Source organism: Thermus albus (assembly GCF_022760855.1).
Classification (GTDB): Bacteria; Deinococcota; Deinococci; order Deinococcales; family Thermaceae; genus Thermus; species Thermus albus.
On record NZ_JAKTNR010000001.1, the window covers coordinates 238,849 to 252,817 of the forward strand.

The following is a 13,969-nucleotide window of genomic DNA, read 5'->3' on the forward strand; positions in this document are numbered from 1 at the left end:
TCTAGAGAGATGTCGCCTATCCAAGGGCTTTTCCGGGGCCCCCACCCTGGCGCAAGCCAGGGTGGGGTGGTATTAGAGGGGAAGGCCTAGGCTTTTGAGGAAGGCTTGGGCCTCGAGGGGGCCCAGGAAGGCGGGTTGGCGATCCGGGTGAAACCAGGCCAGGAGGGGTTCTATAGCCCGGCTGTCTAGGGGTTTCTGGCCGGCCAGGACCAGTTTATGGTCCCCATCCCTAAGCCATACCATGCCCACCACCTCCCCTTCTGCCCGGGTTCCTGGGGGAAGGGGAGGGCCGAGGAAAACCGCATCCACCTCCTCTCCGTCCGCGGGGTTAAAAAGGCCGGGGATAAGGCCGTAGTTCACCGGCGCCGGTTGGTCCACCGCCACCAGGCTGAGCTTCCCTTCCTTCCAGGCATAGCGGAAGGGGCTTCCCTTGCTCCACTCCACCACCATGGAAAGCCGCATCATCCCAGGTTAAGGAGAAGCCGGGCCACGGTAAGGTAGATGAGAAGGCCCGAGATATCCGAAAGGGTGGCCACCAGGGGATTGGACACCAAGGCGGGGTCTACGCCAAGACGCCTCAGCACCACCGGGAGCATGGCCCCTACCAGGTTGGCAAACAGGACCAGGAGGAAGAGGGCTAGGCCCACCGCCGGGGCCAGTGGGGCGTGGCCGTCCAGGAAGACCTTGCCCAAAAGCAGCGTGGCCAGGGTGAGGCCCAGAAGGCTTCCCACCAGGCTTTCCTTGAAGAGGACCCGCCGCCAGTCCCTTAGGTCCAGGTCCCGGGTGGCCAAGGCCCGGATGATGAGGGTGGCGGACTGGTTGCCGGTGTTGCCTCCCGTGCCCAGGAGCACGGGTACGTAAAAGGCCAGGGCCGTGGCCGCCTCGAGGAGGCTTTCAAACCCTTGCAGGATGGAACTGGTGACCATGCCGGTCAGGATCAGGATCACCAGCCAGCGCACCCGGGCCAGCCACAGGGTGATGGGGGAGGCCTGGCTATAGACCAGATCCGGCACGTCCACGGCGGCCAGGCGGTGGATATCCTCGGTGGCCTCCTTTTCAATCACGTCCAGGACGTCATCTACCGTGACGATACCCACCAGCACCCCGTCCTCGTCCACCACGGGCAGCACGGTGAAATCGTAGTCGGCCATCAGCCGGGCCACCTCTTCTTGGTCGGTGTCCGTGCGGGCGAAGACCACCTTGGGGTTCATGATCTCCGCCACCTTGGTCCGGGGGTCGGCCACGATGAGGTCCCGCAAGGAGAGCACCCCTTTAAGGCGCCCCGCCTCGTCCACCACATAGATGTAGTAAATGGTCTCCGCATCGGGGGCGGCCCGGCGCAGGAAGCGGATGACCTCATCCACGGTCATCCCCTCCCGCACCGCCACGTACTCGGGGGTCATGAGGCCGCCCGCCTCGTCCTCCTCGTACTGGGTGAGTTCTTCCACCTCGGCCCGGGTCTCGGGGTCCAGGGCTTCCTTTAGGCGGCGGAAGAGCTCGGGGTCCTCCTCCTCCACCGCCTGGAGGGCGTCGGCCAGGTCGTCTAGGGAAAGCTCTTCCAAAAGCTCCCGCACCCGCCAAGGGGGGAGGGTCTTCAGGTACTCCGCCTGTTCTTCTGGGGGAAGGTTGGAAAAGACCTCCGCGGCCCGATCTTTGGGGAGGAGGGTGAGGATCACGTAACGGTGCTCCCCCTCGAGGTCATCCCAAAGGGCCAGGAGGTCCTGGGGATGGATTTCCTCCAGGAGCCTTTGCAAGGTAAGGGTGTCGCCTTCTTGCAGGGCTTGGCGAAGGGGGGAAGGGGTCGTTTCCACAGGCGGCCTCCTTTCTCGCTGAAGGCCGCCCATGGCGGCCTTCAGGACCTAGGACTCGAGGGCAAAGCCCCTGTCATACCCTTTCTAGCCTAGGGGGTCAGACTTTCCCCGTCAACCGACCTCGCTAGAAGTGTGGGAAAAATTGAGGTTGACACGCTCAAGGGGTGTGCCCTATCCTAAGGCCCGGCCTGGTGGCCGGGAGGCGCATGTTTGCCAAGCTAGCGGGGAAACTGCAGGAAGCCATAGACCGCCTAAGGGGCCGGGGCCGCATCAGCGAGGAGGACCTGAAGGCCACCCTCAGGGAGATCCGTCGGGCCCTGATGGACGCGGACGTGAACCTGGAGGTGGCCAGGGCCTTTGTGGAGAGCGTGCGGGAAAAGGCCCTGGGCCAGAAGGTCCTGGAGAGCCTTACCCCGGCGGAGGTGGTCCTGGCCACGGTCTACGAGGCCCTAAAGGAGGCCTTGGGCGGCGAGCCCCGTTTCCCTACCCTGAGGGACCGTAACCTCTGGTTCCTGGTGGGTCTGCAGGGCTCGGGTAAGACCACCACCGCCGCCAAGCTGGCCCTCTTTTATAAGGGCAAGGGGCGCAGGCCCCTCCTGGTGGCCGCCGACACCCAGCGCCCCGCGGCCCGGGAGCAGCTTCGCATCCTGGGGGAGAGAATCGGGGTTCCGGTCCTGGAGGTCCAGGACGGGGAGGCGCCTGAGTCCATCCGCCGCCGGGTGGAGGAAAAGGCCAGGCAGGAGGTTCGCGACCTGATCCTGGTGGACACCGCCGGGCGTCTGCAGATTGACGAGCCCCTCATGGCGGAGCTGGCCCGCCTCAAGGAGGTCTTGGGCCCCGACGAGGTGCTTCTGGTCCTGGACGCCATGACCGGCCAAGAGGCCCTGGGGGTGGCCCAGGCCTTTGACCAGAAGGTGGGGGTCACGGGCCTCATCCTCACCAAGCTGGACGGGGATGCCCGGGGTGGGGCCGCCCTTTCCGCCCGGCACGTGACGGGGAAGCCCATCTACTTCGCCGGGGTTTCCGAGCGCCCTGAGGGTCTGGAGCCCTTCTATCCGGACCGGCTGGCGAGCCGTATCCTGGGCATGGGGGACGTGGCCACCCTGGCGGAGAAGGTGAGGGCGGCAGGCCTCGAGGCCGAAGCCCCTAAGTCCGCCAAGGAGCTCACCCTGGAGGACTTCCTCAAACAGATGCAAAACCTCAAGCGCCTCGGTTCCTTCTCGGAGGTGCTCTCCATGCTCCCTGGGGTGGGGAAGGCCTTGCCCGCAGGGGTTCAGGTGGACGATAAGGCCATTAGGCGCCTGGAGGCCATCGTCCTTTCCATGACCCCGGAGGAGCGGAAGGACCCCCGCATCTTAAACGCCTCCCGGCGCAAGCGCATCGCCAGGGGAAGCGGCACCAGCGTGCAGGAGATCAACCGGTTCATCAAGGCCTTTGAGGAGACCAAGGCCCTAATGAAGTCCCTGGAGAAGAACAAGGGCCGGGGACTCATGGGAATGTTCAGGAGGTAAGGGAGAATGGTCAAGATCCGTCTTTCTCGTTTCGGCTCCAAGCACAACCCCCATTACCGCATCGTGGTGACCGATAGCCGCAAGAAGCGCGACGGGGCGTACATTGAAAAGATAGGCTACTACGATCCCCGGAAGACCACCCCGGAGTGGCTTAAGGTGGACGTGGAGCGGGCCAGGTACTGGCTCTCCGTGGGCGCTCAACCCACGGACACCGCACGTAGGCTTCTCCGGCAGGCGGGGGTTTTCCGGCAAGAGCAGCCCGCTTAGCCCTTCGCCCAGCTGGGGCCCCAGGTATAGCCAGGGCTCGGGGCCAAGGGGGCGAAGGGGGAGGCCAAGCGCCGGCAGGGTTTTCCCTCCGGCGTTTTCCCATTAGGATTAGGGCATGAAGGACCTGGTGGAATACCTGGCCAAGAGCGTGGTGGACCGGCCGGAGCAGGTCCGGGTGCAGGAAAGGCGCACCCGCGAGGGGCCGGTGTACATGGTGGAGGTGGCCCCTGAGGACAAGGGCCGGCTTATCGGTAAGCAGGGCCGGGTGATTGAGTCCATCCGCACCCTGGTGCGGGCCTACGCCAAGCGCAAGGTGGGGGTGGAGGTGCGCTAGGACTAGACCCCTTCCGCCTCAGCGTGGGCGCAGGCAAGGGGATTTTGGCATAATAGGGGTATGCGCCTGGTGGAGATAGGCCGGTTTGGGGCCCCCTATGCCCTTCAAGGAGGGCTTAAGTTCCGGGGTGAACCCGTGGTGGCCCACCTGGAGCGGGTCTATGTGGAAGGGCATGGCTGGCGGGCGCTGGAGGACCTCTACCAGGTGGGGGATGAGCTGGTGGTGCACCTGGTGGGGGTGCGAAGCCGGGAGCTGGCGGAGCCCTTGGTGGGCCTCAGGGTGTACGCCGAGGTTTCGGAGCTTCCCCCTTTGGAGGCGGGGCAGTACTACTACTTTGCCCTCATGGGCCTGCCGGTGTTCGTGGAGGGGGTTCAGGTGGGCGAGGTGGTGGACATCCTGGACGCCGGGGCCCAGGACGTCTTGATCATCCGCGGGGTGGGGGAGAGGCTTCGCGACCAAAGGGAGTTCCTGGTACCCTTGCAGGCTCCTTACGTGCGGGTGGAGGCGGAAGGGATCCACGTGGAGCCCATCCCTGGGCTTTTTGAGTGAATGCGCTACAGCATCCTTACCCTTTTCCCTGGGCTCATCCTTCCTTGGCTTTCGGAATCCCTGATCAAAAGGGCCAGGGAGCGGGGGCTCATCAGGGTGGAGGTGGTGGACCTAAGGGCCTTTGGCCTGGGCCGCCATCGTACCGTGGACGATACCCCCTATGGCGGCGGGGCGGGGATGGTGATCCGTCCTGATGTGGCGGTGGCGGCTTTGGAGACGGTGCTCCCTGCGGACGAGGTGATCCTCCTCTCCCCGGCGGGGGAGCCCTTCACGCAAAAGGTGGCGGAGGAGCTGGCCGAGAAGGAGCACCTGGTCCTTCTTTCCGGGCGTTACGAGGGGTTTGACGCCCGGGTGGAGGCCTTTGTGACCCGTTCCCTAACCATTGGGGACTACGTGCTCATGGGGGGAGAGGTGGCGGCCTTGGCGGTGTTGGAGGCCACGGCTCGGCTTCTTCCCGGGGTGATCGGGGATCCGGAAAGCCACCGCAAGGACTCCTTCGTAGGGGGGCTTTTGGACTACCCCCACTACACCCGTCCGCCGGAGTTCCGCGGACTAAAGGTACCCCAGGTCCTCCTTTCCGGGAACCACCAGGAGGTGGAGCGCTGGCGCCGGCGGGAGGCCTTGCGGAAAACCCTGGCCCTGCGCCCCGAGCTTCTTAGGGAGGCGAGGCTTGGGCCCCTCGAGGCCCAGTGGCTTGCAGAAGCGGACCGGGAGGGCTAGACTAGAGGCTGTTGCCCATGAACCCCTAAGGGTTCCTCTGGGGTAGGAGGATTGGGATGAACCGAGGAGCTCTTCTTAAAGTGGTGGAGGCCAAGTATACCCGCACCGACCTGCCCGAGTTCCGGCCTGGCGACACCGTGCGGGTGGCCTACCGGGTAAAGGAAGGCAACCGCACCCGGGTGCAGAACTTTGAGGGCATCGTCATTAAGATCAAGCGGAACGGCTACAACACCAGCTTCACCGTGCGCAAGGTGAGCTATGGGGTAGGGGTGGAGCGCATCTTCCCCCTGAACTCCCCCCTCATTGAGCGGATTGAGATCGTCCAGCGGGGCCGGGCCCGGCGGGCCAAGCTTTACTTCATCCGTGAGCTTTCCGAGAGGGAGATCCGCCGTAAGCTCCGCGCCGACCGCAAGCGCATCGGCCAGGACCAGGAGATGGCCAAGGCCGCCAAGGAGGCAGCTATCGCCGAGGCCGCCGAGGCACCCACCCAAGGGGAGTCCAGCGCCGAGTAGCCGTTATCCCGTGCTAGGGGGCGGGGAATCCCGCCCTCCGGCTTTTGTCAGAAACCCCAGGGCTCTGGCCCTCGCCAAGGCCTCCACGCGGTTCCGGGCCAGGAGCTTGCCGTAGAGGCTTTCCAGGTGGTCTTTCACCGTATCCGGGGAAAGGCCCAAGGCCTTGGCTATCTCCTTCACGGAAAGCCCGTGGGCCAGAAGGCCCAGCACTTCTTCTTCCCTGGGGGTCAGGACGGGGAGGTCAGGGGGGGTGAGGCGTTCCTCCCCCCGGGCCACGCGCAGGAGGCGCCTTTTCAGCTCGGGGGCAGACAGCTCCTTGGAAAAGTAGGCGTCGGCCCCAGCCAGATAGGCTTCCCGTACCAAAGCGGGCTCCTGGTAGGTGGTGAGGAGGGCGATAAGGCCTTGGTATCCCGCTTGGCGTAGTTTCCGGGCGCACCCTAACCCGTCCAATACGGGCATCCTGAGGTCCAGGAGCACGGCTTCTGGCCCTAGGGCCAGGGTCTTGTCCAGGGCTTCTTGTCCGTCCTGGGCCTCGGCCACCACCACAAGGCCTTCCCCCTCGAGGCCCGCCCTAAGCCCCAGGCGGAAGAGGGGGTGGTCATCGGCGATCAGGACGCGGAGGCTAGGTTCTGGAGTCCCCATTCCTGCCCTTAGCATAGGCCCACCCCTGGGCGGATGGGGCCAAAGCCTATACTGAGGCTATGCCATTAACCCTGAACGAACTGGCAAGCCTTTCCGGCCGGGCGTCGGAGGCGGTGCTTCGCGAGGAGGTGGAGGAAACCGGTTTAGTCCCGGAGGTTATCCTGGATAAGCTTCGGGAGCGCCTGGGCGTCATGCGGGATTCCATCCGCAGGGGTCTAGCCTCGGATGCTCCCAGCGTGGCGGGGATGGTGGGTAGGAACGCCAAGACCTTGTGGGAGACTCCCGATCCCTTGCGGGACCCCCTCTTGAAACGGGTCCAGGCCTACGCCATGGCGGTCAATGAAGAGAACGCCCGCATGGGCCGGATTGTGGCCGCACCCACAGCGGGTAGCGCCGGGACCCTGCCGGGGGCTCTTCTGGGGGTGGCGGATCACCTGGGTATCCCCGACGAAGCCCTCCTCATGCCCATGGTCCTGGCCGCCGGCGTGGCCAAGATCATCAACCGCCAGATCTACATCGCGGGGGCCAGCGGGGGGTGCCAGGCGGAGATCGGTTCCTCGGCAGCCATGGCGGCCGCCGCCGTTACCGAGCTCCTCGGAGGGAGCCCCGAGGCTTGTGCCCACGCGGCCGCTTTAGCCCTGCAGAACACCCTGGGCCTGGTTTGCGACCCCGTGGGGGGGTTTGTGGAGGTCCCCTGTGTGATGCGCAATGGGTTTTATGCGGTCCATGCGGTGAGCGCTGCCTCCATGGCCCTTGCGGGCATCAGGAGCGTGATCCCCCCCGATGAGGTGATCCTGGCCATGGCGGGCATCGGCCGTCTCCTGCCCTTGGAGCTAAAGGAAACGGGCCTTGGGGGCTTGGCGGACACCCCCACGGGGCGCCGGCTTGCCGCCCAGGCCCTAGGGCAGGTTTCCGAGGATTGAGCCCGGCCACCATGGAGCGCCAGGGGGCAGGATGGGGCTACTCCTCTCCTTTGGCCACCGGCACCCCCACCAGGTTGCCCCACTCTGTCCAGGAGCCATCGTAGTTCTTCACGTGCGGATAGCCCAGAAGGTACTTGAGGACAAACCAGGAGTGGCTGGAGCGCTCGGCGATGCGGCAGTAGACCACCACGTCCTTGTCCGGGGTGATCCCCAGGGACTGGTACAGGGCCGCTAGTTCCTCTACGGTCTTAAAGGTGCCATCGGGGTTCACCGCCTTGGCCCAGGGGATGTTTTTGGCGCCCGGGATGTGGCCGGCCCGTAGGGCCCCTTCCTGGGGATAACCGGGCATGTGGGTGAGCTCTCCCCGGTACTCCTCGGGGCTGCGCACGTCCACCAGGGCTCCCTTACCCTCCTTGGCCTTAAGGATGTGTTTGAGCACCTCGTCCCGGTAGGCGCGGATGGACTCATCCCGATAGGGGACGCGGTAGTGGCCTTTTGGGAAGGTGGGCACCTCGGTGGTGAGGGGGCGGCCCTCCTGCACCCATTTCTGGCGCCCCCCGTTCATCAGGCGCACGTCCTGGTGGCCGTTGTACTTGAGGAACCAGAAGGCATAGGCGGCCCACCAGTTGTTCTTGTCCCCGTAGAGGATCACCGTGGTGTCGTTGGAGATGCCAAGCCTTTCCATGAGGTTGGCAAACCCCTCTTCATCCACGAAATCCCGCACCACGGGGTTCCAGAAGTCCCTCTGCCAGTCCACTTTCTGGGCGTTGGGGATGTGGCCGGTGTCGTAGAGGAGGATGTCCTCGTCCACCTCGAGGATCCGAACCTGTGGGTCCTGCAGGCGCTCCTGAACCCATTCCGTGCTTACCAGTACCTCAGGATGGGCATACCCCATACCTCACCTCCCAGGCCAACATACCCCTGAGCGTGAAGTAATAAAGGAAACGAGCCCACATTTGGCAACAGGGCCTTGCCATGGGGGTGGGCGTCTGGTATAAAGGTACCTGCGGGGAGTAGCCTCCCCTAGTGGGGGCCAGCCGGTCGTCAGTACGGGAGCCTTCCCCGGTCGGCTGGGGCGCCTGAAGGCGCATGGCGAGACCACCTACGGGTGGCCTCGGTTTTTTGCTACTCTCCGTAAGGAGGTGGACGGGAATGGACATGTTGGCGCTTTTGCTCATGGTGCTGGTCTTCGTGGCCAGCTTGGCGATTCAAGGGGGTTTACAGGCCACCTTTGCCCGCTTTAGCCGGTTGGCCAATAGCCGTGGCCTCACGGGGGCCCAGGTGGCCCGGGCCATCCTGGATGCCCATGGCCTCACCCACGTGCGGGTGGAGCCGGTGCCGGGGGCTCTCACCGACCATTACGACCCCCACGCCAAGGCGGTGCGGCTTTCCGAGCCCAACTACGCCTCGCCCAGCCTAGCCGCCCTGGCGGTAGCGGCCCACGAGGTGGGGCATGCGGTGCAGGATGCCCAGGGGTATGCTTGGCTGCGGGTAAGGGCCAGCCTGCTGCCGGCCGCCAGCCTGGGTTCCAACCTGGGGCCTTGGCTGGTGATCCTGGGGCTTATGGTGGGGGCGATCGGTTTGGCCAAGCTGGGCCTCTACCTCTTCCTGGCGGTGGCCCTTTTCCAGCTGGTCACCTTGCCGGTGGAGTTTGACGCCTCGAGGCGGGCCTTGGAGTTCCTAAGGCGCATGGGCTTTCTTTCCCAACAGGAGATGGCCCCCGCCCGCCAGGTGTTGACCTGGGCAGCCCTTACCTATGTGGCGGCCCTAGCCAGCTCCTTGGCCACCCTTCTTTACTACGCCAGCCTCCTCATGGGCCGCCGGGAGGAGTAGATGCCCCTTCTCCTTTGCCCCAACTGCCAGGTGGGCATGCGGGAGGTGGAAAGACGGGGGGTCCTGTTGGACGTATGCCCCCAGTGCGGGGGTGTTTGGCTGGACAAGGGGGAGCTGGAGAAACTCCTGGCCGAGGCCCGGGAAGTGGAGCGTTCCTACGAGGAGGAAAGGGAGGCCTACTACCGCAAAGAAGGGAAACCCTACAGGAAAAAGAAAGGGTTTCTGGACATCTTTGACTGAGGGCATGCCACCTGAAAGCCCCCGGGAGACTCCGGGGGCTTTTTGGGGGATAGGCTACTCCGCCTTCTTAAGGCGGAGGTACCAGCGCCTGTACTCGGCGTACTCGGTTTTTCTGGCTTCGTCGGCCTTGAGCTCGTCCAAGGTGGCCGGAGGCTTGACGATGGCGGCCTCCCCGGGTTGCCAGTCGGCAGGGGTGTTCAAGCCGGTGCGGTCGGTGAACTGGAGAGCCCGGATGAAGCGCAGAATCTCGTCAATGTTCCGACCCGTGGTGAGGGGGTAATACAGCATCCCCCGGAGGATACCGTTGGGGTCAATGATGAACACCGCCCGCACCGCAGCGGTTTCGCTGGCGGCGGGGTGGATCATGCCATAGAGCTTGGACACCTTCATGTCCAGGTCGGCGATGACCGGGAAGTTAATCTGGACCCCGGACATCTCCTCCAGGTCCTTCAGCCAGGCCAGGTGGGCGTAGATGGAGTCAATGGAAAGGCCTACCAGCTGAACGCCCAGCTCCTCAAACTCCTTTTGCCGCTTTGCGAAGGCCAGAAACTCCGTGGAGCACACCGGGGTAAAGTCGGCGGGGTGGCTGAAGAGCACCACCCATTTGCCCTTGAGGTCGGATAGCCGAAGCTCCCCAGCCGTGGTCTTGGCCACGAAGTCCGGCGCAGGTTCGTTTAAACGGGGAAGGGTAACGGTCTCTTCCATATCAGACCTCCGCGGCTGATGTGCCAGCCGAGGGACACTATACCTTAAAGGGGTATCAGATGCAAGTGATTTGCGTTAGCGGTTGTCCCCTGAGCCCCCGATCTTTCCCCGTTCCAGCCGGGAGCGGAGCTTAGCTAGATTGCCTTGGGCAACCTCCTCCAAGCTCACCCCCAGGTCGGTGGCCAGCTGGGCCACATACCAAAGCACGTCCCCAAGCTCAGCCAAGAGATCCTCCCGAGCGTCCGGGCCGAGGGTTCCCCCGCGGTCTCTAAGCACCTTCTTTACCTTGTTGGCCAGTTCCCCTGCTTCACCCACCAGGCCCAAGGTGGGGTACAGGATCCGGTAGGCCTCGGGGTAAAGGGCGGTCTTCTTGGCCTGCTGCTGGTACTCATTCAGGGTCATGGGCTACCTCCTTGCGGATGGAGTAGACCCGGCTCACGCCTCCTTGGGCGGTGACCCCGTAGAGGGCGTGGCAGGCCTCCATGGTGCGCTTTTGATGGGTGATGAGGATGAACTGCTGCCCCGAGTGCAAGAACCTGGTGAAGCGGGCCAGGTTGGCGTCATCCAAGGCGGCGTCTACTTCGTCCAGTACCGCTAGGGGCAGACCCCCTTGGAGTTCCCCCAGGGAGAACAGAAAGGCCAAGGCGCCCAGGGTTTTTTCTCCCAGGGAAAGGAGGCGGAGGTCCTGGGTGCGTTTGCCTGCGGGAACCAGCGCCAGCTTCAGGCCCCGGCCCTCCCGCCGCACCTCGGCCTGGGCTCCCAGGAGGGCAGAAGCATTGCGCCGGAAGGCTTCCTGGAACACGGCGAAGCTTTCCCGCAAGCGCTCAGCGTATTCCCTTTCCACGGCCTTGGTCTCCGCCTCGAGGCGGTGCAGGGCTTCCAGGGCTTCTTGGACCTCCTCCTCCTGGGCTTTAAGGCGGGCTTCCAGCTGGAGGAGTTCCCTTTCCGCCAGGGCGTTCACGGGTCCTAAGCTGGCCCGCTCCCGTTCTAGCTGGGCCAGCTTGGCCTGCAGGGCCTTGGGGGTACCGGGGATCCTTTCCACGGGAGGCAAAGCGGCCCGCTCCCGCAAAAGCTCCTCCAGGAGGGCTTCCCGGCGGGCCAGGAGGAGGCTTAGGTTTTCCCGCTCGGCCAAAAGGGCGTTGGCCCGGGTGAGGGCCCGGGTTTCCCGTTCCTGGAGCGCTCGCCTTTCCTCCCGTAAGGCCACCAGCTGGCTTTCCAGGGCTTGCATCTCGGCCAGGAGGGGTTCGGTGGCGGCCAGTTTGGCCTTCAGCTCCTCCATTCGCAGCTGGAGGCGGCGCACCTCCTGTTCCGCCTCTTCCCAGGCTTTCTGGGCTTGGGAAAGAAGCTGCCAGCGTTCGTGGGCATCGGCCTGGGCCAAGGCTTCCTCCAGCTTTGTTAGCTCCTCCTCCAGGACCTGAAGCTGGGTTTCCTCCCAGGGGTCTTGGGGAGGCGGGGGGGGCTCTGGGGGCGGGGGTAGGGGGGAGGCGAGGGAACGCTTGAGGGTGGCCACCTGGGCCCGGAGTTCCTCCAGGTGCTGGTAGGAGGCCAAGGGGGCCAAGGCCTCCTCCAGGGCCCGGACCTTTTGCGGGAGGAGCTCTTCTTCGGCCTCGAGGTCCTCCAGGCGCCGTCTTAGGAGGAGGGTCTCCCCTCCTCCCCTTGGCCTTCCCCCGGTGAGGGCCCCCAGGCGTTCCAGCACCTCTCCTTCTACGGTGACCAGCCGTTCCCTGCCCCCCGCTTTACGGTAGGCGAGGGCGGTATCCAGGTCCCTGAAGACCAGGGTGTCCCCGAAAAGGGTGAGGAGAACTTCCTCTTCGTGGGGTACCCCGAGCCGCAGCCGGGCCAGCCGGAAAGCGGGTCCCAGGAGGCCAGAGGCCGGCTGGGGTGAAGGGGGAGGTGGGGGGGAAAGAAGGCTGAGGGGTAAGAAGGTGGCCCGGCCCCCTTCCCGCTTCAGGAGGGCGATGGCGGCTTTGGCGGCTTCCTCATCCTGGGTAAGCACCCATTGGAGCCGGGGGCCCAGGGCCACCTCCAAGGCCAGCTCCAGCCCCGGTTCGGGCCTCACCAGGTCGGCCACCACCCCCAGGACCCCGGGAAGCTTGCGCACCTTTCTGGGGCCCTCTTGCAGGTCGCTTCCCGCCTGCAACAGGCGCCTGAGGCGCTCGGCCTCCCGCTGGGCGGCCTGGGCTTGGGCCTTGAGCTCGGCCAGCCTTGCCTCCAGCTGCCTTCTTTGGGCCGCCTGGGCCTCGAGGACCCTCAGGGCCTCCTGCTTGCGGCCAAGTTCCTCCTCCAGACGTTGCCGCCGGGCGAGGGCCTCCGCATAGGCCTTTTGCCTCTCCTCGTAGCGGGCCCGTTCGCTCAGATAGCGGCGCAAGGCTTCTTCGTGGCGGCGCTTTTCCTCCTTTAGCTGGTTTTCCCGGGCCCGCAGGGCCTTGAGGCGCTGGCGGAGTTCCTCCGCCGGTACGGGGGGAGGGGGAACGGGGGGACCGGGGTCAGGCGGCGGGGGACGGTCCAAGGTCTTTTGAAGCCGGGAAAGCTCTCTTAGCTCGCGCTCCCAGCCCTCCCGTTCCTTGAGGCGAAGGCGCACCGCCTCCAGTTCCTGGCGCAAGGCCTCCTCCTTCTTGCCTAAGGTTTGGCGGTGGGCCTCGAGCCCTGCCCGTTCCTCCTTTAGGGTTTCCTCTTCCTGGGCTAGGGCTTCAAGCCTTTCCTGGGCCCTTTGCATCTCCTTCTGGGCTTCCTCTATCCGGGCCTCGAGGAGGCTTGCCTTCAGCGCCAGAACCTGGAGGTCCAGCTCCCGGGCCTTTTGCGCGGTTGCCGCTTCCCTTCTTAGCCCTTCTGCCCGGGCCTGGAGTTCCTCTAGCCCAAGCCTTCGCTGCTCCAAGAGGTCCCAGGCTTCCCGAAGGCGTTCTTCCGTGGTCCGGGCCGCCTCCGCCACGGGCCTAAGTCCCGAGGCCTCCTCCAGATGGCCAAGGAGCACCTCCTCCGGGGCCTCCAAAAGGGTGGCCACCTCCCCCTGGCCCACGATGGCGTACCCCCCCCGGCCCAGGCCCGTGCCGGCCAGGTGCAGGGCCAGGGTCTTGGCGCTGATGGGGCGGCCGTTCACCCGGAAGATGGAGCGCTCCCCTTCTATGCGCCGCTCCACCACCAGGCGTTCCCGGCCCCGGGAAAGCTCCAGCCGCACCTCGGCCAGGCCTTGGGGCGGTCGGCTTTCGCTTCCGTGGAAGAGGAAGGCCCTGAGTTCCTGGCCCCTTAGGTCCTGGGCCCGGGCCCCGGTGACGAAGCGCAGGGCCTCCACCAGGTTGCTCTTGCCCGAGCCATTGGGCCCGATAATGCCGGTGATGGGGTCAGGAAAGTCCAAAGCGGTGCGCTCCGCAAAGGACTTGAACCCCTGGAGGAGCAAGCGGTCAATGCGCCAGGCTTCCTTTTCCCTCATGGCAGGCGATAAGGTTGGCTTAGGTCTAAATGGGCCAGCCCCGGCTTAGGTTCCCCCTCCACCAGGAAGCGCACCCCCTGGGCCTGGGGGAAGGTGGCCAGGAGGGTGTAGGCCAAGCTGTAAAGGCGTAGGGCTTCCTGGCTGGCATCCAGACCCAGGGGGAAATCGGCGGGAAGATCCACCACGAAAACCTGGGCCATCCGGTAGAGGGCCCGGGGTTTAGGGGCCTGCAAGGCCTCGGCCCAGGCGGCCAGAACTTTGTGCTCCGGCGTATCCCCCGGGGCCAACTCCAGGGTGCGGGTTTCCTTGCGGAGGCCTTGAGGGGGATTGGGAAGGTAAAGGATGGTGGGCAGGCTGCTTGCGGCCAGGGTCTCCTCCGAGGGCAAAGGCAGGGCGGAGGAAGCCTGGTGCCCTGGGCTTTGCCAGTAGACCAGAGCCCCCAGGGCGAAGACGGCAAGGCCAAGGAGGTTCCAGAAGGTCAAGAGTCGGCGCATG

General features: G+C 65.2%; 17 protein-coding genes. 9 read left to right on the forward strand and 8 right to left on the reverse strand.

The genetic code is table 11. The features are described 5' to 3' along the window. Positions 1 to 72: 72 nt before the first annotated feature. Both L0D18_RS01235 and mgtE read right to left on the reverse strand, forming a co-directional pair. Positions 73 to 462, reverse strand: a complete 390-nt coding sequence (locus tag L0D18_RS01235; RefSeq protein WP_341474579.1) for an ADP-ribosylglycohydrolase — start codon at positions 460 to 462, stop codon at positions 73 to 75. Continuing rightward, complete coding sequence (gene mgtE / locus L0D18_RS01240) at positions 462 to 1,811, reverse strand: magnesium transporter (RefSeq protein WP_243026843.1); 1,350 nt, start codon at positions 1,809 to 1,811, stop codon at positions 462 to 464. Before mgtE ends, L0D18_RS01235 begins: the two co-directional genes overlap by 1 nt. A gap of 206 nt (positions 1,812 to 2,017) precedes the next feature. On the opposite strand from mgtE, the gene ffh reads away from it, so the two are divergent. From ffh to rplS, 6 genes are all read left to right on the forward strand, one after another. Next, complete coding sequence (gene ffh / locus L0D18_RS01245) at positions 2,018 to 3,322, forward strand: signal recognition particle protein (protein ID WP_243026844.1); 1,305 nt, start codon at positions 2,018 to 2,020, stop codon at positions 3,320 to 3,322. A gap of 6 nt (positions 3,323 to 3,328) precedes the next feature. Next, positions 3,329 to 3,589 (forward strand): 30S ribosomal protein S16, encoded by a 261-nt coding sequence (gene rpsP / locus L0D18_RS01250; RefSeq protein ID WP_243026845.1) that lies wholly within the window; start codon positions 3,329 to 3,331, stop codon positions 3,587 to 3,589. A gap of 115 nt (positions 3,590 to 3,704) precedes the next feature. Next, positions 3,705 to 3,923, forward strand: a complete 219-nt coding sequence (locus L0D18_RS01255) for a KH domain-containing protein (RefSeq protein ID WP_243026846.1) — start codon at positions 3,705 to 3,707, stop codon at positions 3,921 to 3,923. A 60-nt stretch (positions 3,924 to 3,983) separates the two neighbouring features. Beyond that, positions 3,984 to 4,472 carry a ribosome maturation factor RimM gene (gene rimM / locus L0D18_RS01260; RefSeq protein WP_243026847.1) on the forward strand — a complete coding sequence of 163 codons (489 nt, stop codon included), beginning with the start codon at positions 3,984 to 3,986 and terminating at the stop codon, positions 4,470 to 4,472. Next, a complete protein-coding gene (gene trmD / locus L0D18_RS01265; RefSeq protein ID WP_243026848.1) occupies positions 4,473 to 5,192 on the forward strand; it encodes a tRNA (guanosine(37)-N1)-methyltransferase TrmD in 720 nt (239 codons plus the stop codon). A gap of 56 nt (positions 5,193 to 5,248) precedes the next feature. Further along, the gene (gene rplS, locus L0D18_RS01270; RefSeq protein ID WP_243026849.1) at positions 5,249 to 5,704 is read left to right on the forward strand and encodes a 50S ribosomal protein L19; all 456 of its coding nucleotides are present in this window, start codon (positions 5,249 to 5,251) and stop codon (positions 5,702 to 5,704) included. Between the two features lie 3 nt (positions 5,705 to 5,707). On the opposite strand, the gene L0D18_RS01275 is transcribed toward rplS, so the two are convergent. Beyond that, positions 5,708 to 6,361: a response regulator gene (locus L0D18_RS01275; RefSeq protein WP_243026850.1), complete on the reverse strand. Its 654-nt coding sequence runs from the start codon at positions 6,359 to 6,361 to the stop codon at positions 5,708 to 5,710. Between the two features lie 44 nt (positions 6,362 to 6,405). On the opposite strand from L0D18_RS01275, the gene sdaAA reads away from it, so the two are divergent. Beyond that, complete coding sequence (sdaAA, locus tag L0D18_RS01280; protein WP_243026851.1) at positions 6,406 to 7,269, forward strand: L-serine ammonia-lyase, iron-sulfur-dependent, subunit alpha; 864 nt, start codon at positions 6,406 to 6,408, stop codon at positions 7,267 to 7,269. Positions 7,270 to 7,306: 37 nt separating this feature from the next. On the opposite strand, the gene L0D18_RS01285 is transcribed toward sdaAA, so the two are convergent. Then, complete coding sequence (locus tag L0D18_RS01285) at positions 7,307 to 8,164, reverse strand: sulfurtransferase (RefSeq protein ID WP_243026852.1); 858 nt, start codon at positions 8,162 to 8,164, stop codon at positions 7,307 to 7,309. Positions 8,165 to 8,421: 257 nt separating this feature from the next. Between L0D18_RS01285 and L0D18_RS01290 the strand changes: the two genes are divergently transcribed. Both L0D18_RS01290 and L0D18_RS01295 read left to right on the forward strand, forming a co-directional pair. Then, on the forward strand, positions 8,422 to 9,102 hold the full coding sequence (locus L0D18_RS01290; RefSeq protein WP_243026853.1) for a zinc metallopeptidase: 681 nt from the start codon (positions 8,422 to 8,424) through the stop codon (positions 9,100 to 9,102). Continuing rightward, the gene (locus tag L0D18_RS01295; protein ID WP_243026854.1) at positions 9,103 to 9,342 is read left to right on the forward strand and encodes a TFIIB-type zinc ribbon-containing protein; all 240 of its coding nucleotides are present in this window, start codon (positions 9,103 to 9,105) and stop codon (positions 9,340 to 9,342) included. Between the two features lie 54 nt (positions 9,343 to 9,396). On the opposite strand, the gene L0D18_RS01300 is transcribed toward L0D18_RS01295, so the two are convergent. From L0D18_RS01300 to L0D18_RS01315, 4 genes are all read right to left on the reverse strand, one after another. After that, positions 9,397 to 10,047, reverse strand: coding sequence for a peroxiredoxin (locus L0D18_RS01300; RefSeq protein WP_243026855.1), 651 nt, complete (start codon positions 10,045 to 10,047; stop codon positions 9,397 to 9,399). Positions 10,048 to 10,122: 75 nt separating this feature from the next. Then, a complete protein-coding gene (locus L0D18_RS01305; protein WP_243026856.1) occupies positions 10,123 to 10,449 on the reverse strand; it encodes a nucleoside triphosphate pyrophosphohydrolase family protein in 327 nt (108 codons plus the stop codon). Continuing rightward, a complete protein-coding gene (locus L0D18_RS01310) occupies positions 10,436 to 13,474 on the reverse strand; it encodes an AAA family ATPase (protein ID WP_243026857.1) in 3,039 nt (1,012 codons plus the stop codon). Before L0D18_RS01310 ends, L0D18_RS01305 begins: the two co-directional genes overlap by 14 nt. Continuing rightward, positions 13,471 to 13,968, reverse strand: a complete 498-nt coding sequence (locus L0D18_RS01315; RefSeq protein WP_243026858.1) for a GerMN domain-containing protein — start codon at positions 13,966 to 13,968, stop codon at positions 13,471 to 13,473. The genes L0D18_RS01310 and L0D18_RS01315 overlap by 4 nt, the downstream gene beginning before the upstream one ends. Position 13,969 lies beyond the last annotated feature (1 nt).